The organism is Mycolicibacterium hodleri, assembly GCF_025822245.1.
GTDB lineage: Bacteria > Actinomycetota > Actinomycetes > Mycobacteriales > Mycobacteriaceae > Mycobacterium > Mycobacterium hodleri.
On the sequence record NZ_JACKTL010000010.1, the window covers coordinates 17,747 to 35,209 of the forward strand.

The 17,463-nt window shown below is 67.3% G+C and carries 16 protein-coding genes; 8 read left to right on the forward strand and 8 right to left on the reverse strand.

Annotated features, from left to right (window positions below):
- The first annotated feature begins 133 nt into the window (after positions 1-133).
- The gene (locus H7J06_RS02630; RefSeq protein WP_308205681.1) at positions 134-304 is read left to right on the forward strand and encodes a toxin-antitoxin system; all 171 of its coding nucleotides are present in this window, start codon (positions 134-136) and stop codon (positions 302-304) included.
- Positions 305-667: 363 nt separating this feature from the next.
- Complete coding sequence (locus H7J06_RS02635; RefSeq protein ID WP_264036735.1) at positions 668-1,672, forward strand: rep protein; 1,005 nt, start codon at positions 668-670, stop codon at positions 1,670-1,672.
- A 151-nt stretch (positions 1,673-1,823) separates the two neighbouring features.
- On the opposite strand, the gene H7J06_RS02640 is transcribed toward H7J06_RS02635, so the two are convergent.
- Positions 1,824-1,988: a hypothetical protein gene (locus tag H7J06_RS02640; RefSeq protein WP_264036737.1), complete on the reverse strand. Its 165-nt coding sequence runs from the start codon at positions 1,986-1,988 to the stop codon at positions 1,824-1,826.
- Positions 1,985-2,773 carry an 8-oxoguanine DNA glycosylase OGG fold protein gene (locus H7J06_RS02645; RefSeq protein ID WP_068920411.1) on the reverse strand — a complete coding sequence of 263 codons (789 nt, stop codon included), beginning with the start codon at positions 2,771-2,773 and terminating at the stop codon, positions 1,985-1,987. The genes H7J06_RS02640 and H7J06_RS02645 overlap by 4 nt, the downstream gene beginning before the upstream one ends.
- 78 nt (positions 2,774-2,851) lie before the next feature.
- Here H7J06_RS02645 and mobF point away from each other — a divergent pair, with 78 nt between their 5' ends.
- Positions 2,852-5,869, forward strand: a complete 3,018-nt coding sequence (gene mobF, locus H7J06_RS02650; RefSeq protein WP_443678413.1) for a MobF family relaxase — start codon at positions 2,852-2,854, stop codon at positions 5,867-5,869.
- Between the two features lie 269 nt (positions 5,870-6,138).
- Here the strand turns inward: mobF and lgt are convergent, their stop codons facing one another.
- Positions 6,139-7,032 (reverse strand): prolipoprotein diacylglyceryl transferase, encoded by an 894-nt coding sequence (gene lgt, locus H7J06_RS02655; RefSeq protein WP_264036741.1) that lies wholly within the window; start codon positions 7,030-7,032, stop codon positions 6,139-6,141.
- 333 nt (positions 7,033-7,365) lie between these two features.
- Entirely contained in the window at positions 7,366-7,497 is a 132-nt protein-coding gene (locus H7J06_RS02660; RefSeq protein ID WP_264036743.1) for a hypothetical protein, read from the reverse strand.
- Between the two features lie 166 nt (positions 7,498-7,663).
- Between H7J06_RS02660 and H7J06_RS02665 the strand changes: the two genes are divergently transcribed.
- Together H7J06_RS02665 and H7J06_RS02670 are read left to right on the forward strand one after the other, a co-directional pair.
- On the forward strand, positions 7,664-8,353 hold the full coding sequence (locus H7J06_RS02665; protein WP_264036745.1) for a response regulator transcription factor: 690 nt from the start codon (positions 7,664-7,666) through the stop codon (positions 8,351-8,353).
- A 787-nt stretch (positions 8,354-9,140) separates the two neighbouring features.
- Entirely contained in the window at positions 9,141-9,527 is a 387-nt protein-coding gene (locus H7J06_RS02670) for a PASTA domain-containing protein (RefSeq protein WP_264036747.1), read from the forward strand.
- Positions 9,528-9,782: 255 nt separating this feature from the next.
- On the opposite strand, the gene mspA is transcribed toward H7J06_RS02670, so the two are convergent.
- Positions 9,783-10,400 (reverse strand): porin MspA, encoded by a 618-nt coding sequence (gene mspA, locus H7J06_RS02675; RefSeq protein WP_275078906.1) that lies wholly within the window; start codon positions 10,398-10,400, stop codon positions 9,783-9,785.
- A 567-nt stretch (positions 10,401-10,967) separates the two neighbouring features.
- Between mspA and H7J06_RS02680 the strand changes: the two genes are divergently transcribed.
- Positions 10,968-12,347, forward strand: a complete 1,380-nt coding sequence (locus tag H7J06_RS02680) for an alpha/beta hydrolase-fold protein (protein ID WP_264036805.1) — start codon at positions 10,968-10,970, stop codon at positions 12,345-12,347.
- 115 nt (positions 12,348-12,462) lie between these two features.
- Here the strand turns inward: H7J06_RS02680 and H7J06_RS02685 are convergent, their stop codons facing one another.
- From H7J06_RS02685 to H7J06_RS02695, 3 genes are all read right to left on the reverse strand, one after another.
- Positions 12,463-13,932, reverse strand: a complete 1,470-nt coding sequence (locus H7J06_RS02685) for a HAMP domain-containing sensor histidine kinase (RefSeq protein WP_264036750.1) — start codon at positions 13,930-13,932, stop codon at positions 12,463-12,465.
- The gene (locus H7J06_RS02690; protein ID WP_264036751.1) at positions 13,929-14,621 is read right to left on the reverse strand and encodes a response regulator transcription factor; all 693 of its coding nucleotides are present in this window, start codon (positions 14,619-14,621) and stop codon (positions 13,929-13,931) included. The genes H7J06_RS02685 and H7J06_RS02690 overlap by 4 nt, the downstream gene beginning before the upstream one ends.
- 255 nt (positions 14,622-14,876) lie before the next feature.
- Positions 14,877-15,161 carry a hypothetical protein gene (locus H7J06_RS02695; RefSeq protein ID WP_264036753.1) on the reverse strand — a complete coding sequence of 95 codons (285 nt, stop codon included), beginning with the start codon at positions 15,159-15,161 and terminating at the stop codon, positions 14,877-14,879.
- Positions 15,162-15,694: 533 nt separating this feature from the next.
- On the opposite strand from H7J06_RS02695, the gene H7J06_RS02700 reads away from it, so the two are divergent.
- Together H7J06_RS02700 and H7J06_RS02705 are read left to right on the forward strand one after the other, a co-directional pair.
- Positions 15,695-16,003, forward strand: a complete 309-nt coding sequence (locus tag H7J06_RS02700; RefSeq protein WP_264036755.1) for a hypothetical protein — start codon at positions 15,695-15,697, stop codon at positions 16,001-16,003.
- Positions 16,004-16,438: 435 nt separating this feature from the next.
- Positions 16,439-17,257 (forward strand): COG4705 family protein, encoded by an 819-nt coding sequence (locus H7J06_RS02705; protein WP_372515220.1) that lies wholly within the window; start codon positions 16,439-16,441, stop codon positions 17,255-17,257.
- Positions 17,258-17,463 lie beyond the last annotated feature (206 nt).

Below are 17,463 nucleotides of genomic sequence, written 5' to 3' on the forward strand. Positions count from 1 at the left end.
TCGGCCCAGTTCCGCTGGCATGACGAACCACACCAGTCACAAAAACATCACGGGCGACGGCGTGTCCTGTATCAGATACCGCGATCTTGCTGGCAGTCTTCGAAACATGCCTCGACCCCGTAAAGGCGACCGCGTGGAACTGCTAACCCGCCCGGAGCGTCTCGTTTCCGAAAAGATCAAGCAGCAGGCCGCCGCGCGAGGCATGTCTGTCTCGCAATACGTGGCTGATCTGCTAGCCATCCAAGCCGGCCACCCCGAGCTGGTGCGCGAACTCGACAAGGAGGTTTTGCCGCTGGCGATGTGACGACATGCGCCAGGGGCTCAATTTTTCGTCTTACATAGCGAGCCTCTTGGCAGATGTGACATCTGAATAGCTGGTGTGCGGAAACCCCGCTGAATTGACGAAGGCCCCGCCTTAGGCGGGGCCGCGTCTGGAGATTCAAACCGAGCTGCGAACTCGGTTCAGGGTTCTCCGCACCCGTTCCCCGAAGGGACTGTCTTGGTCGACAGCTCTCACGGTAGCGCACGCCTGCTCGACGTACCAGGTACGCCGCGCAACTCGTGTATTAATCGTGATCTCTCCATCGCCCCATCACGTCGGGCGAGTAGTACGTGGCCGACGTCGCTCGGCGCGTCTGTAGCTCCTGCCGCTCCCAGCCCGCATGTCGTGCACGCTCTGGCGAACGAACGACGCCGCGAATGGGTGCAGCGCGCCGGGGCCTGCGCCCCACGCGCGCCGATGTGGACCAGTCGCGCCGGCTGGCTCGACGGTCTGCGCCAATGGGCGCGCTCACCGGCCCTGGGCCAGCTGTGCGCCGAGGAACGCGTGTCGATCACCTCGACCACGCTGTTGTCGATCGCCGCGGTAATGGCCGAGCACGCCGACCACGCCACCGGCCGCCACGTCGCCGTCACACGCGCGACGATCGCCTCCCGGGTGGGCTGTGACGTACGCACGATCACCGCCGCCTGGCGAGTCCTACGGGTCTCCCAGTGGGCCGTCGAGGCGCAGCGCGGCCACGGCTCCCCAGGCACCCCCAGCATCGGCCGACGACCCTCGGTGTACCACCTGGTGCCGCGCCGCGAAGCCCGTCCAGTGACCCGCCCCGTTGTGCATGATTTCCACCTACCGCCGTCAGGCGGCGTTAGCTCTTCTTCTCCCGTAGGGAGTTACTCACCAAGCGAGCGCGCAAGCGCACCCGCCCACCGAATCTCCGACAAAACGCAACAAGCCCGCCCCTGGCGACGCACCGCGCGCCCACTGGCCGTCCAACGGCTCGCCGCTGGACTCGTCGCGATCACCCACGGCCTCGACCGCGCCCACATCGGCGCCATCTGCGACGCACTCACCGCCGCCGGCATTGATCCCGACGTGTGGTCAGCACGCGCGGTCAACGACAAGCTCAACGCCGACATGCGCGCCCGAGGGCTGACATGGCCCGACCACATCGCCAATCCTGGCGCGTTCCTGCACAGCCGATTACGACGGCTGCCCTGGACACCACCAGAACCTGCAAGAAAGGCCGGCGGCTCCGCCGCCGCCAGCATCGACCAGACGCCGGCACCTGTCGTGCTCACCGACGCCTCGCGGGCACGTATCGCCGCAGCCAAAGAAGAGATCCGCCGAGTGCTCGCTGAACGCGCTCAACGTACCTGCCTTGACCATCCCTAACGACGACGCTGGCCTTTGCGCGGTCGCCCGCGGCATGAACCCCGACGCTGGGAACACCGAGTAGCACCGGTGAGACCAGCCCAGGCCCACCATTCCTGTGGCTGTCGACGCGTTCCGCGACGCACGCCACCGGTGGCCTGTGGGTGTGGGCTCAGGTGAAGAGGCGGGGCGCGTCGGGTGGGATCCACGCGAGGTCCACTCGGGTGTCGTCGTGCAGCTGGTCGCCGGTAATCAGCCAGTGCATCAGTGCGGTGGCCGCCGGGCCACGGTGACCGATCAGCAGATCGGTCACGGCCGCCTCGACCCGTGACCTCATAGCCATCCCGTCCGTGAACGGTGGTGGTGTGCGCCGCGTTCGCGCCACCGGGTGCTCAGCCACATCTCGATCAGTTCGGCGCTGACGTCGGCGTGGGCGGCCCAGGTGTGCAGGAGGTGGCAATAGCGGGTGTAGCGCGCCCAAGTGAACTTGGCGGCCACGGGGTCCTCGGTCCAGCCGAGGTGAATCAGGGAGGCCACGGTGTGTTGGTCGAGCAGCTGCGGGCGCACCACGCCGTAAGCGGCGCTGTCGGTGTGGTGGGTGGCCCAGCAGTACAGCGAGACCACGGTGGGGCCGACGCCGGGGGTCTGCGGCCAGCCCGACCACCGGCGGCGCGGGGCGGCGTCGGGGATCGCCTGCCATGGTGCGTGTCGGCATGCCGCCAGGGCGGTGGTGATGGCGTCGACATCGTGTCCTGGCCGTGCCGCTGTGCCGACGTCGGGGAAGGTTCGGCGTCGGTCGCGGTGGGGGTGTCCAGACAGCCACGCCGCGGCGCGGTAGAGCACGCCCAGTTCGGGTGACCCGTGCCCGGTCACTGTGTCGGCGTGGAGGTCGACGGTGAGGTCCGCGCGGCGTAGGTAGCCGATGCCGTGATCGGTGGGTGCGCCGTCGGCGTCGCGGCCGACGATCCGGGTGGGGATCGCGTGCCGCTCGAGGCGGCGGTTCCACCAGTCCAGATCCACCGGGGCCATGTCGTCACACACGCTCACCCCGTAGTCCTGCTCACGACACCACGCCACACAGTCCTCCGGTACTGCCAGTTCCCCATCCCATGCCTCGCCCATACCCGCATCCTGCCCCGTCCCACTGACAACTCCTCCACACCGGATAGACCTTTGGCACATTTGCACAAGTTTTGTGCAATGCTGGTGAAGCCGTCCGCTGGTAAGCCTGTGAACCCCGATTTCCGCGGGCCCGGCGGGCGGCCCGGACAGGGTGGGGTGGGGTGGGTGTTGACGATCGCGAAGTTGTCGTTGTGGTCGGTGAACTACTACAACGACACCGCCCGCGCGGTCGGCCAGGCCGCCAAGGACGCCCAATCTGCCGGTGGTGGGTTGGCGGAGTACTACGCCGAACGTGACACCCGCACTCCGGTGTGGACGTGCGCCGGGGACGCCCGGACGGTCGCTGATTTGGTGGGGTTGACCGACGCGCAGCGGGGCGGGGACGCCGATCCCGACGTCGTCGCGCGCTGGTTGGACGCCGGTGTGGCGCCCTCGGGGGAGTGCGGAAGGTCCCACGGCAAGCGCGGTGTGCATGGTTTCGACTTGACGTTTTGCGCCCCGAAATCGGTGTCGTTGGTGCGCGCGTTCGGCGGCGACGTGGTCGACAAGGCGGTGTCTGCAGCGCATCAGACGGCGATCACCGAGGCGCTGGAATATCTGGCTGATCATGCCGGGTACACCCGGGTGCACAACCCGATCACCGGGCTCAAAGATCTGCAAAAGTTGCCGGGTTTGGTGGCCGCGGCCTATCAACACGAGACGTCGCGGGCGGGGGATCCGCACCTGCACACCCACGTCCTGGTGCCCAACCGCCAAGCCCGTGCCGACGGCGTGTCGGTGGACGGGACCAGTTTGTTTCATGAATCCCGGGCGGCGGGGATCGTGTATCAGGCCACGTTGCGCCATGAGTTGCACCGGTTGGCGGGGGTGGAATGGGGCCCGGTGGACCCGGGCACGGGGATGGCTGAGATTGCCGGCGTCGACCCCAAGAACGTCGCGGCGTGGTCGCAGAGGTCCTCGCAGTTGCGGGCGTGGGCGGCCAACAATCTGACCGTCGTCGACACCGCTACCGGCCGCAAGAAGGGGCTGTCGCAGGGGCAGTTGGCGGCCGCCCAAAAAGCCACCAGACCGGCCAAGCCGGAGTCGTTGTCGTGGACCGAACTCCGTGCCCAGTGGGCGGCTGACAGGCGGGGGTTCGGGGTGGACCGCGCCGCGCAACGCGAGGCGCGTCGGGCGCGGGAAGCCGCGGCNGGCCGCGCNGCGGCGCGGGTGGCGCGCCGCGGCGGACTGGTGGTGGACCGGCACGAGGTGGCGGCGATGGCCGCCCGCGCAGACAAGGCCGCGTTGACCCGCGCGGACCTGGTCGAGGTGATCGGCGCACAACTTCCCCTGATGAACGCCACCCCTGGCGTGACCGGCGCGGCCGGCCCGGTGGGAGATGCGGTGATGCCGCGTCAGGTCATCGAGGAGTGCGTCGACGCAGTCGCCATGCGGCTAACCGGACCGCGGTTGGCGCATCACCGCGAAGGCACCGAACGGTTCACCGTGGACCTAATCCTGGCCGAGGAACGCCGCGTGTTCGACATGGTCGACGAGACCAGCCTGCGCAACGCGTGCTGGGTCCGCGACTTCGACACCCCCGAGGCGTTGGGGCTCTCCACCCAGCAGCACGCCGCGGTGACCGCGATCGCGGCCAGCCCCCAGCTGGTACAGCCGTTGTCCGCACCGGCCGGCGCCGGGAAGACCACCTCGATGCGCGCCCTGCGGACCTTGGTGGAACGCCAGCGCCGGGGAACGGTGATCGTGATCGCACCGACCGGCAAAGCCGTGGACGTCGCCGTCGCCGAAGGCGTCGCCACGGCGGGGTTCACGATGCACGCCGCCCTACAACGGTTGGCCGACGGGCGGCTGGAGTTGGGTCCGTTCGACGTGGTCGTGGTCGACGAAGCCGGGATGGTCGGCACCCACCAGTGGCGGGCACTGCTCACCCACACCACCGGTGCGGGGGCCAAGACGGTGATGGTGGGTGACCCCGCTCAGTTGGCGCCGGTGAAGGCCCGTGGCGGGATGTTCACCCAACTGTGCGAGGAGCTGCCCTGGGCTCAACGGTTGTCGGAGGTGTGGCGCATGCACGACCCCGGTGAGCGGGCGGCGTCGCTGGCGCTGGGGGCGGGTGGGCCGGCCCCGGTGCGCCGCGCGATCGGCTGGTACCGCGACCACGACCGCCTCCACTGTGGGGATCAGGTCACCATGGCCGCCGACGCCCTTCACGCCCACCAGTCCGACGTCGCCGCCGGCCGGGACGCGTTGTTGATCGCCGACACCACCGAAACCTGCGACGCCCTCAACCGGCGCATCCACGACCAGATCACCGCGGCGCGGACCCGGGTGGGCCGTGACACCACCACCGTCACCGCCGCGCGCGGACACCAGGTCGGGGTGGGGGACGTGGTCCTGACCCGACTCAACGACGCGACCGTCGACGTGTACGACCGGGCCGGAAAGGAGACCCGGCGCCTGCCGGAGGCGCCGGTCCGCAACGGGCAACGCTGGCAGGTCCTCAAGGTCGACGACACCCCCGATCACCCCCGGATCGCCGCCCGACGGTTGGGTGACGGTGCGATCGCGGTACTCGAGGGTGAGTACCTGCGTCGGCACGTGCAGCTCGGGCATGCGGTCACCGTGCACTCGGCCCAAGGGGTCACCGCCGAGCGCTGTCGCGCCGTCGTCGCCGACACCACCACCCGGAACCTGGCGTATGTGGCGATGACCCGCGGCCGCGACACCAACGAGGTCTACCTCTATCAGCGCAGTATCGGGGAAGCCGACCACCAGCACCGCGACGACCAGGCCGCCGAGGGGGTGCACGTCGCCCAACGCGGCGGCCCAGCCCAGGCTGCCCGCATGTTGCGCCAGATCGTCGGACGCGACGAACCCGCCCGCACCGCCCACCGCACCGCCGCCGACACCCCCGCCGAGCAGCTTCCCGAGTTGGTGGCCAACCTGGTCGCCGAACACCACTCCGCCCTCACCCGACGGCACACCAACTATCAGAAGACCCAACGCGCTCAACGAGATCGAGTGTTGGACCGCACCCGTGGGCTACACCGTGGCCGCAGCCGGGAACGCGATCAAGGCTACGACCTCAGCCTCTAGAGCCGCCTCTAGCGAGCAGTACGTCGATAACGAGTTGCCAGTGTGGCCCCGGGGAGGGCCGTACCGGTCGCCGTGATGGACGCCGAATGCGTTGCCGCGGATCTGACGGTTATAGGGATGTCAACAGCTTCTGCCACCACAAGCCGGGACCACGGCCTCACCACGCGCGTGCACGGGCTGAGGCTGCCACGGCAGCCACCGTAGCGACGGATGCAGCCGCCCGCATCGTGCATATGAAGGTCCTCGGCCTGGCCCATCCAACGTTGGAGTTACGCGTTGCGGGCGCTGTCAGTGGCCGCTGGGTCGTCGGCGGGCAGGTCTCGGATTTCCTTAGAGCTGCCTGAAGGGGGGTGCAAGTGGCCGTGCCAACACAACACGGTCACTGCCGCGAGTAGGACGATCAGTGAGGTCCAGTCGTTGAGGCGCAGCCCGAGGAAGTGGTTGGCGTGGTCGATGCGCAGCGCCTCGATCGCCCCTCGGCCCACGGTGTAGGCGGCGACGTAGAGAGCGAATAGCTTGCCCCGGGACATGGTGAAGCGGCGGTCCACCCACAGCAAAAGGATTGCGACCGCGACGTTCCACAGCGATTCGTAGAGGAACGTGGGGTGATACAGCCCGATGGTGGGGGTATCGGCGGGTCGGTGCGCGGGGTCGATCTGCAACGCCCACGGCAGGGTGGTGGGTCGGCCGTAGAGTTCCTGGTTGAAGTAGTTGCCCCACCGCCCGATCGCTTGGGCCAGAATCAGTCCGGGGGCGAGTGCGTCGCCGAAGTCCAGCAGGTTGATCCCGCGCCGTCGGCAGCCGATCCAGGCGCCGACCGCGCCGAGGGCGACGGCCCCCCAGATGCCGAGGCCGCCGTCCCAGATGTAGAACGCCTTGATCGGATCCCTACCGGGCAGGAAGTACAGCTCGGGGTCGGTGACGACGTGGTAAATCCGGCCTCCCACGATTCCGAAGGGCACTGCCCACAGGGCGATGTCGGCGACGTCGTCGGGGTTCCCGCCGCGGGCCCTCCACCGTCGTTGGGTCAGCCAAATCGCGACCACGATGCCCGCGATGATGCACAACGCGTACGCCCGAATCGGGATCGGGCCCAGATGCCAGACCCCTTGGCTGGGGCTGGGCAGATACGCCAACGTCGTCGTCATCGTGGTCGTCGTCATCTGGGCCTTCGTGTCCTGCGCTATCGTCCCCGGGCGGTCAGCCCGGCTGGTCGGCGCGCCCTTCGCGGCGCACCAATCCAAACGTAGCCGCCCCAGAGGTGTCGGTCGTTGCCAGGCATTTCTCATCGGGTTCGCTTGTAAGCGCCGATGTCGGACCAACACCGTGGGGGCATGCAGCGGCGGACCTCACACCCGTCTGATCTCGTCGTGCAACCCCAGCAGCGACGGACGGGCCCGGGCGGAATCGGTCCGGCAGCGGCTGGCGTCTTTGGTCGAGCGGCCGCGATGGACTAACACGAACTGACCTCATCACCAACGACACCGACCTAGGTCCTAGACCACGCCCTCGGGGACGGCGCCACCCAGCTCTTGTCTCACCGGGACGTCTCCCCGCACGTAGCGCGACGAGGTCACCGCCCGGATACGGCGCGCAGCGGCGACGACGGACTCGAATCTGCGCGACATCAAGCCAGGCTGCTAGACGATGTCTCGATTCGTGGCGTGCTTGCTTTGACCTCAGCGTCTTCACAGTGACTGGTTGGGATCGTGTCTTCAACGCCTCCTGCTCTGCCGGTAGCGAGAGTGGCCCACATCGACGAGACCTTGTTCGACGAGCTGGAGGATGAGAAGCGTGAAGGTTCTAATCGTGGAGGACGAGCCTCGGTTCGCGGCCATCCTGAGCAAGGGGTTACGGGCGGAGGGTTTCGTAGTCGTGCACGCTGACAACGGCGTCGATGGGTTGTGGCAGGCGACGGAGAACTTCTTTGATGTAATCGTCTTGGACATCATGCTGCCTGGTCTCAACGGCTACGAGGTGCTCCGCAGGTTGCGCGCCGCGCAGGTGTGGACGCCGGTGCTGATGCTGACGGCCAAGGATGGTGACTACGACCAGACTGATGCGTTCGACCTCGGCGCTGATGATTATCTGTCCAAACCGGTGGCCTTCATTGTGCTACTTGCCCGGTTGCGCGCCCTCGTCCGCCGCGGAGCGCCTCAGCGTCCGGTCGTGTTGACTGCCGGCAGCCTGGCGTTGGATCCCGCGCGGCGCGTCGTGACGCGCGGCGCCACGCCGATTGAGTTGACCCCGCGCGAGTACGGCGTGCTTGAGTATCTGATGCGCCATAAGGACACCGTCGTTACCAAGCAGGACATGCTTCAACACGTGTGGGACGCGCACTATTCGGGCCCGGACAACGTTGTCGAGGTGTATGTCGGTTATTTGCGCCGCAAGATCGACGCCCCCTTTGGCGCCCACACGATTCAGACGGTTCGGGGTGCCGGTTATCGGCTGGATTCCGGTGAGTACGTCAGCGAAAGCTAAACGGTGACCTGGGCGCGCCACCGCCGGGGCGGTCTCCGACCGTCACCTCATCCCGTGTAGGGCAACGACTTCGGCCACGTTGACCAACCCCACTCCCGTTCCACCAGCAACGCGAGAACGGTTGAAGTCCAATCGGATGAACCTGTCCGACGCTTCCATGACGGCCGTGAAAGGAAGGATCGACGATCACGGCTCCGCCGGCTGGCCCCATTCTGGAGTGGCTTTAACCGTGGGCGATGCCAGCGACGTCGCCACGCTGCCGACGGCACCGGCCGCCGGGACAGCGGGCGTTTCGGTACTCGTTTGTCCCGTCGTCATCGAACCAGCGTTCATGCGCAGGTTGGTGGAGTTACCCCCTGGTCCATATCCCTGGATGGCCAGCGCGGCCATCGCCGCGACCGCGCACCCGCCTACTACGGCGGCGCCCAGACGGATAGGTGGGGCAGGTCGCTGTTGTGTGGAAGCGTTGATCCGCATGTCTTCGTTCCTACATCGGTGGCGCCGGGCCTTGTTTGGACCGGCGGCGGTCCATTCGCGCACCGCTGGTGAGCACGAATCGACATTGCGCAACAACGCTAGTCGAGAGCTGCTGAGAAACCGCTGAAGTCCATCCTGGCCATTAGCTGATTTGTTACTGCGATATCGTTGTGTGTCAACTGTTTTCGTTATGTGGTCGTCTCAGTGATCCCTCAGCGAACGTCGGCGACAATCGCTTCGTGCCACGGCCGCATCGCGCGTCCCAACGCGGTGACCGACCGCGATCACGGCACGGAGAGCAGGGAGAGAAATGCACGCGGTCTTGATGCGAGTTGCAGGCGTGACGTTCTTGGCGTTGATGACGTACTCCATGTCCGTTGGTCCAGCCAGCGCGGCACCGAGCGTTACCGGCCAAAGTTATGCCGATGCGTCGTCGGCGCTGAGCAGCGCGGGCCTGACGGCTACCGTCGCGACGACGGTCGGTGATCAACTACCTCGAGACAAATGTCTGGTCGTCAATCAACACAATGAAAGCGTTGCCCAAAAAGGCAGCCATTCGACTGCGGGCAAGACGGTCGCACTATCACTGAATTGCTACAACCAGGAAGCCTCGGCCACCAAGCCCGGGTTCTCGGCTGGCAGTCCGGAGGGCCGAGCGGCCAAAGCCGCCGCAGCCGCGTCTAAGAAGACATCCTAGAACGTAGGTGTACCAACGTTTTTGATCCCTGCCGAAAGTCGGATCATGCATGATCCACGACGGACACGGCACGGTCACTCCATGTGCGGCGTCATGAAGCGCCGCGACGGTAGCGATGTTCGGGGGCCTCGCCGCGTGGCGTGGTTTGACTACATGTGTCGCAAGCGTCCTTGCATGAGAATCGACGTCCGCGGATGACGGTGCCGACGACCGATCCGTGTCGAACGCCACGTGGGGCAAGCCCCGGCCGCCGGTTTAGTTCATGTTCCACGGGTCGCCGTAAGTGGTGACGCTGTCTCCGGTCTTGGCGATCAGCCGGGCGAATGGGCGCAACAGCACCCCGCCGGCCGCCCCAGTGACGGTCCCGTGAGCGTTGGACACCGCAACCTTGCCGTCGGGACCGGAGACGTCGACGGAGAAGGTGGCCACTTCCTGGATGCCCGGGCCGTTGCCCAGGTCGGCGGTGATGGATACACCGGGAAACAGGTTTGGAGTGATGATTTGGATGGGGCGTGCGGGGGAGACGTCGTCGAGCAGGACGTTGGGGGTGGTGTAGGAGAAGTTGATGCCCACACCCAGCGACCAGGGGAAGCCGATCTGATAACCGAGTTCCAACGTGCCTGAAAAGGATTGAGCCTCAGGGCCGCTCACGTGGTAGACCGCCCGGCCGGAGTGAAACCATTCGCGAGTCAGGCGGTTGCGGTCCAAGGGAAAGACGCCATTGAGAAAGGTGTCCCACTGCTGGACGGTCAATGTGCGGTTCTGACCGTCGACAAGGCTCAGTTCGTTGTCCAACCCGGCGTGTGCCGTTGCGGTGCTCCAGGGGAGGACCACGCTGGCAACGATCGTGCAGATTACTGTTCGTGCATTCAGGATCACGTTTCTCGGTCCCTGCTTTCCGACGACGGACGCCGCGCTCTACGGCCTCACGGCTGCCCGGGTGAGCCGATAGTGGGCAGTGTGTCAAAGCGATTCTGAAGAGGCGCTGAGGATTTAAACAGGTCCAGCCTGGTCCACTCCAGAAATTTGGTGTAACAGCAGGTCGGCTTCGACGTGGGTCCGATCGCTGTTCCGACCGCCGTTGATTGCGGTAATGGTCCCAGGCCCAAAACCGTGTGTGCGGACTCGATTGCGAATGCGAACGGCAGTGTCGCCCTGGACCTGACTTTGGCCACGGGATGAGCGCGAAAGTGTGTTGTCGTCGCAACGGTGCGGTGTCACCGGGAAATCTTCAGCGGCAGCACAGCTTTCGGAGGGCAGCATGACATTAGGCCCTGGACGCGCGGGGTGGTGGGAGACAGGAGCGGTTGAGTGGTGAGTGACACCGCAGTGGCGTCACCGTCGTCGGTGCCCGCGGCCCCGCCGATGCCGTCGCGTCACCGTCATCGACGACGACGGCCCGCCCGACGGGGTATCACGGTCGCCGGGGTCGGTGCGGCGATGGTGACCGCGGGCCTCGCGGTCGCCGTGGGGCTGTGGCGTCACGACATGGGACGGCTGTCGTTGATGCATGGCTGGGTGCCGGTGGCGGTTCAGATCCTGAGTGTGACGATGCTGGTGGGCGCACTGGCCGGGCGATCGCGGCGCTGGCTGAGGTGGGCGCCGCCACTGGCGGTGGCCGTCGGAGCGGCGTTGGGGGTGTGGGGGCACTGGTTCATCGCATCCGCCGGGTTCGCCGGCGACCCGGCTCCCGCGATGCTGTGGCTATGGATGGGGTTGTCGGGCTCGGCCGCGGCGGCCATGTTCCTGGGGTGGCGGGGCGCGCGGTGGGGCCGGCGGTGGGTGTCGACGCTGGCGGTGCCGCTGTGCGTTCTGAGCGCCGGGTTGATCGTCAACGGGTGGGTGGGGTACTTCCCGACCGTCCACTCGGTGTACGACCAACTCACCGCGGCTCCATTGCCCCATCAAACCGACAGGGCCACCGTCACCGCGATGCAGCTAGCCGGAGTAGTGCCAGCCCACGGGGTGGTGGTGCCGGTGGCGATCGGATCGCAGGCATCGGGATTCACCCACCGTCAAGAACTGGTGTACTTGCCACCGGCCTGGTTTGCCAGCACTCCGCCTCCACGGCTGCCGGTGGTGATGATGATCGGCGGGGAATTCAACACCCCGTCGGATTGGGTGCGCGCCGGTGACGCGGTCAGCACCGCGGACCGATTCGCTGCCGGTCACGGCGGCTATGCCCCCGTCCTGGTGTTGGTCGATTCCGGTGGCGCGTTCAACGTCGACACCGAATGCGTCAACGGCTCGCGTGGTAACGCCGCCGACCATCTGACCAAGGACGTCGTCCCGTTCATGATCTCGAACTTCGGGGTGAGTCCAGATCGGTCCAACTGGGGTGTCGCCGGCTTCTCAACGGGCGGCACGTGTGCGGTGGACTTGGCGGTGATGCATCCCGAGCTGTTCAGCACCTTCGCCGACATCGCCGGCGACGTCGGACCCAACTCGGGGACCAAGGCGCAGACAATCGCCAGGTTGTTTGGTGGCAGCGCCGATGCGTGGGCCCGGTTCGACCCTGTCACGGTCATCACCCGCCACGGCCCCTACCAAGGGTTGTCGGGGTCGTTCAGCGTGGTCTCGGGCCAAGACGGCGCCGCCACCGCGTTGTGCGCGCTGGCGCGAGCCAACGGCATCGCGTGCTCGGTCACGTCGGTACCAGGACGCCATGACTGGCCGTTCGCCGGAAGGGCCTTCGCCGAGGTTCTGCCCTGGCTGGCAGGGCAACTCGATACTCCACAGGCGTTGCCAGTCCCGCTGCCCGGCACGGCGCCGAGTCAGTCGGCATCAGTCGGGGTTGCCTCGGCGGCGCGGGCCGGTTGAACCCACACCAGTTCGGGTGACGGCGAATAGTTCATGCGTTGCTGATCGAGTGAGGAGCCGTCGAGCACGGCGACCGCTACAGCCGCCCCGACCGCGACCAGCAGACCGGGCAACCTCAGCAGCCCTCGACATCTGGCAGGTCGACGTCGAGGGTCGACAGGACGGGAAGTTGCACGTGGAATCGGGCGCCGGGCTGGTTGTCCTCGACCCACACCTGGCCGTCGTGCGCGGCGACGATGTCGGCGACGATGGCCAACCCCAACCCGGCACCGCCGACGTCGCGGGCCCGGGCCTCGTCGAGGCGGACGAACCGCTCGAAGACACGGTCCCGATCGCTGGCGGGGACGCCCGGCCCGTCGTCGGCGACTGTCAGCGTGGCCATCGGTGGTGATGCGGGCCCACCACTGCTCGGCCGGTGGGGGCCGATGCTCAGCGAGATGGTGACCGTGCCGCGGGCGTGGCGGCGCGCGTTGTCCAGCAAGTTGCGCACCACCTGGCGCAGCGCGGCCGGGTCACCAAGTACGCGCACGGGGGAGATGCCGGTGGTGTCGATGCGTGGAGCGGCGTACTCGCGGGCGTCGCGGGCAGCCTCCCAGACCAGGTCGTCAAGGTCCATGGGCCGCGGGTGTAGGTGGGCGCCGGCGTCCAACCGCGCGAGTTCCAGCAGGTGGTTGACCAGGTCGACGAGGCGGGTGACTTGTCCCAGCGTCACGCGTTGGGTGCTTGTGGCCTCGGCGTCTGCGACGCCTGCCGAGTGGTGACGCAGGTCGATCTCCAGGCGGGCCCGCAACGCCGCCAGCGGGGTGCGCAGCTCGTGGGCGACGTCGGCGACGAAGCGGCGTTGCCGATCGGCGGCGGCCTCGATGCGCCCAAGCAGGTCGTTGAAGGTGTCGGCGAGCCGGCCCAGTTCGTCGTGGGAGGCCGGGGTGTTCAGGCGTCCGTGCAGATCAGTACCCGGGATTGCCGCGGCTTGGCGGCGCATGACGTCCACCGGTCGTAGCGCCCTGCCCAGCAGCCACCACCCGATCAGGGCGAGCAACGCGACCATCACCGGTGCCCCCACGATCAACGCCGTGCCCAGTTCGGTGACGGAGTTGGTGAGCGGGCTGGTAGGTGCTGCTACGTAGACGCTGACCGGACCCGACGACGAGGTCGCGGTCAGCGCGGCCACCCGGTAGGGTCCATCATCCAACGCCTCGGAGGTCACGGTGCTCAACGTGGGCTCGCCAGCACCGGGGGAGGCGAAGAACACCCGCGGCTCACCATCGAGGTCACCAGAACTGCGCAGCACGGTGCCCCGAGGGTCGAGGACCTGCACGACAGTCGACTCCCCCAAGCGCGACGTCCGCCGCAACGGATCGCCGGCGATGATCCCGTCGGCGACCAGGTGGGCTTGACGGGTGAGGTTGGCGTCCAGGTCGGCGGCCAGCACGCTGTGCACCCGCCACACCAGCAGCACCGCCGCCGCCGCCATTCCGACCGCGATCAGGATCGTGGCCGCGGCGGTCAGTCGGGCTCGCAGCGACCGCCGCCGCCACCACGACGGGCCCAGCTCCCAATGGGGGACGGGTGGTGAGGCGGTCATCGACGGGCGGGTCGGGTGGTGTCGTTCCGCAGCCGGTAACCCGCCCCTCGGACCGTTTCGATGCTGCGTCGTCCGAATGGGGTGTCAATCTTGCGGCGCAGGTAGCCGACGTAGACTTCGACGATGTTGGGGTCACCGTCATAGAAGGTGTCCCACACGTGAGCCATGATCTCGGTCTTGGGCACCACCTCGTCGCGACGGCACAGCAGATACTCCAGCACGGCGAATTCGCGTGGCGTCAGCTCGATGTCGGTCACCCCCCGCCGGCACCTTCGGGTCGCCGGGTCCAAGATCAGGTCTCCGGCGGTCAGTGCGACGGGGCGTTCGGGGCTGCCGCGGCGGATGACGGCCCGCAGGTGCGCCAGCAGCACCACGTAGGAGAACGGTTTGGTCAGGTAGTCATCGGCACCCAGATCTAACGCGTCGGCCTCGTCGTACTCGCCGTCCTTGGCGGTCAGCATCAGCACCGGTGTCCATACACTGACCGCCCGTAGCTGGCGCACCACCTCATAACCGGAGAGGCCGGGCAGCATGATGTCCAGCACGATCGCGTCGTAGGAGATGGTCTGCGCCTGGTGCAGCCCGTCGACACCGTCGCCGGCGACGTCGACGGTGAACCCGTCGGCTTGCAGTCCAGCGGCCAGGGTCTGTGCCAGCACCGTTTCGTCTTCAACCAGCAACACCCGCATCCCGGCCTACCTTCCTCGCCGCAGCAGTGCATCTTCGTGGGAGGTCACCGGCGGCGAGCCGCGCCCCGGCGGCCGGAGCGGCGCCTTCACTGATCCTCACAGACCGGCCCACGAGACAGACGGACACGTTCACAGACCGGCCCAACGGACACGACTGCCTGCAATTGCGCCAGGAGGGGTGACGCCACGGTGCGGCGGCGGACCCGCGTCCGCGTGCCCGCCGCCGCGGGTGAGGGGTTCGTGGAGCGCCTGGTGCTACCGCCCCGGCGGCGCGGGCGTGACCGAGGTGTCGGGCACCTCGGGACCACCTTGATCCCCGTCTTGGGCGTTGTCGGTGTCCGGGGCTCCCGGAGCATCGGGGGTGTCGCCGGGCTCGGCGACGTCGGAAGCTCCCGGCGCGTCGGGGGTATCGCCGGGCTCGGGGGTGTCGACGACCGACGTCGGAGGCGGAGGCGGCGGGGCCGGGCTCGGGGTGGCGTTGGCCAGGGCGATACCGCCGCCGATCGTGCCGGCAGCCAGCGCCGCACTCACCGCGGCCACGATCCTGCTTCTGCGGTTCATCATCACTAGTTCGATTCCCTTCGTTCGATCTCTCCGCCGATCTGGCGTTGTCTTCTACCGTGCCCGCCCGAACTTGTGCCGGTGCTGAACGACCCTGAGACCGCCCACAGGTGCCGGTGCTGGATCCGCGATCGTCGTGCGTGCAGGTAGGTCTCCATAGGCGGGCGGTCGATGGTGATCGACACTGCCCCCTTGTGAGGGAATGTGGACATTGGGGCGGCCTCATTGCTCCAGGGGATGTGGATCCACGCCTACGTGATTGGCGGCGATATCGCGGTGCCCGGGTTGCTGAAACGGTCCTCAGGGGCGTACAGCACCGCTTCAGCACCACCAGCGCATGCTCACCTCAGCAGGCCAAAGTGGTTGTCCGACAGCAGAACAGCCCGCGACCAGCGCGGGTGCACGATGCCATGCCGAGGCCCGCCGACTCCGGACTGTCAGTGAATGCTGACCAGTCCGCTGTCCCAGCACGTACGCCGAGTCGACGTACGACACAGGAAAGCAACACGACCATGACTCTGTACACAATGCTCGCCACCACGCTCACCGCCACCGCCATCGCGGCCGCTGCTCTCGGGTCGGCCGGCGCAGCGACCGCCACATCGTCGGGCCCCTCATCGGCCGCCGACATCGTCCGTACCTTGGAGACCAAGGGCAACGAGGTCATCCTCACCACCGTCAGTGGAGGCGACCCGTCACGGTGCACGATCACCTCGGTACGCCCCGGCCACACGACCACCATGGGCAAGAGCTTCGAAAAGCACGGCGCCTTCGTCCCGACGCAGACGCACACGCCCGTCTACGTTCAGCAGCGCTGCTGAACCGCTCGCGCCGGTTGCAATTTGGAAGCTCGCGGAGCGCGATCGGTGCCGTGAGGCCGACGCGCCACCGATGAAGGCGGTCGACCGGCCGTCCCCGACCCGACGGTGGTACGGCGTCACCGGGCCAGGTCGGCCGTAGGGACAACTCACGCCCAAGTGGCCACATCCTTGCGTCGGCTTTGTCATCCAAACCTGGCGGCCTGAAAGGGTTCTCAGCTGACTTCAGGAGGTCCACAGCGGTCGTCGACGACGGTGGTACGCGCGATGGGGATCCGTCGCACCACACGGCGCGCCCACATCGTTGGCAACGGAGTGTGGTCGGCGGCGACTGCTGTCGCGGCCACAAAGCAGATCGACCGGAACTGGCAAGGGAGAGAAACGATGTCTTCGAACCACGACCGTCAAACGGGTGCCAGGCCCGTCGAACCGGCCCAGATGGTGATGCGCAAGTTGCCGCACGTGACGCTGTTGTTTTGGGTGCTCAAAATCGTGGCCACCACGCTGGGCGAAACCGGGGGCGATCTTCTCGCCCAGACGCTGCACGTCGGCTACCTGGTCGCCACGGTCATCTTCCTGGCGATGTTCCTCGTCGCGGTGGTGTTCCAGCTCAAGGCACGCCGCTTCCACCCGGCCTTGTTCTGGACGGTGATCGCGCTGACCAGCACCGCGGGCACCACGTTGTCGGACTTCATGAACCGCACCGCCGGGATCGGCTACACCGGCGGGGCGATCATCCTGTCCACGGGACTGGCGTTCGTGTTCGTCATCTGGTGGCGCAGCGGGCAAACCCTCGACGTGGAGAACGTCGCCACCTTCCGCGGGGAAGCGCTGTTCTGGGTGGCAATCCTGTTCTCCAACAGCCTGGGCACCTCCAGCGGCGACTTCCTCGCCGACAGCCTCGGGCTCGGCTTCCGCGACAGCGCACTGATCCTGTCGGCGGTCATGGTGCTCCTCCTGGCAGGGCACTTCGTCACCCCCATCAACGCCATGGTGCTGTTCTGGATCGCGTTCGTGCTCACCCGCCCCTTGGGCGCCACCGTCGGCGACTTCCTGAGCAAGCCACGCGATCATGGTGGTCTGGCCTGGGGCACGATGTGGACCTCGGCGACCTTGCTGGGCGTCCTCATGGCCTTGATCGCCTATCAGGTCGTCCGCGTTGGGCGTCGTCCCCTCCGTCCGCTGCCGGCCCCCGTGCACCGGCGCACCGGTGAACCTCAGCGGCCCAACGGCGCGCTCGTCGCCCAAGGCGCATGACGGTCGTCTATGCGCACCGCCGACACCCATGATGAGCAAGCCGGATCGGCATGCCTCTTTTCAGCGTGCCCTCAGGCGTGGGCAGGCAGGCTGTCGCCCCGTGAGGAGACCGCGCCGACCGGCACCCCGAAGGTCTACCGGGGAAGGGTTCCGTACCACACGGCCGGTTGACTCCGTGCGATCGCTCTGGGGGACCCGGTCCCAAA

What these genes read in the sequence shown, in the direction of transcription:
- H7J06_RS02640 (WP_264036737.1), bottom strand. Translation starts at nt 1,988, where the DNA reads ATGAGGTCACGGGTCGAGGCGGCCGTGACCGATCTGCTGATCGGTCAC.
- H7J06_RS02645 (WP_068920411.1), bottom strand. Translation starts at nt 2,773, where the DNA reads ATGGGCGAGGCATGGGATGGGGAACTGGCAGTACCGGAGGACTGTGTG.
- lgt (WP_264036741.1), bottom strand. Translation starts at nt 7,032, where the DNA reads ATGACGACGACCACGATGACGACGACGTTGGCGTATCTGCCCAGCCCC.
- H7J06_RS02660 (WP_264036743.1), bottom strand. Translation starts at nt 7,497, where the DNA reads ATGTCGCGCAGATTCGAGTCCGTCGTCGCCGCTGCGCGCCGTATCCGG.
- H7J06_RS02670 (WP_264036747.1), top strand. Translation starts at nt 9,141, where the DNA reads ATGCACGCGGTCTTGATGCGAGTTGCAGGCGTGACGTTCTTGGCGTTG.
- H7J06_RS02680 (WP_264036805.1), top strand. Translation starts at nt 10,968, where the DNA reads ATGGTGACCGCGGGCCTCGCGGTCGCCGTGGGGCTGTGGCGTCACGAC.
- H7J06_RS02685 (WP_264036750.1), bottom strand. Translation starts at nt 13,932, where the DNA reads ATGACCGCCTCACCACCCGTCCCCCATTGGGAGCTGGGCCCGTCGTGG.
- H7J06_RS02690 (WP_264036751.1), bottom strand. Translation starts at nt 14,621, where the DNA reads ATGCGGGTGTTGCTGGTTGAAGACGAAACGGTGCTGGCACAGACCCTG.
- H7J06_RS02700 (WP_264036755.1), top strand. Translation starts at nt 15,695, where the DNA reads ATGACTCTGTACACAATGCTCGCCACCACGCTCACCGCCACCGCCATC.
- H7J06_RS02705 (WP_372515220.1), top strand. Translation starts at nt 16,439, where the DNA reads ATGGTGATGCGCAAGTTGCCGCACGTGACGCTGTTGTTTTGGGTGCTC.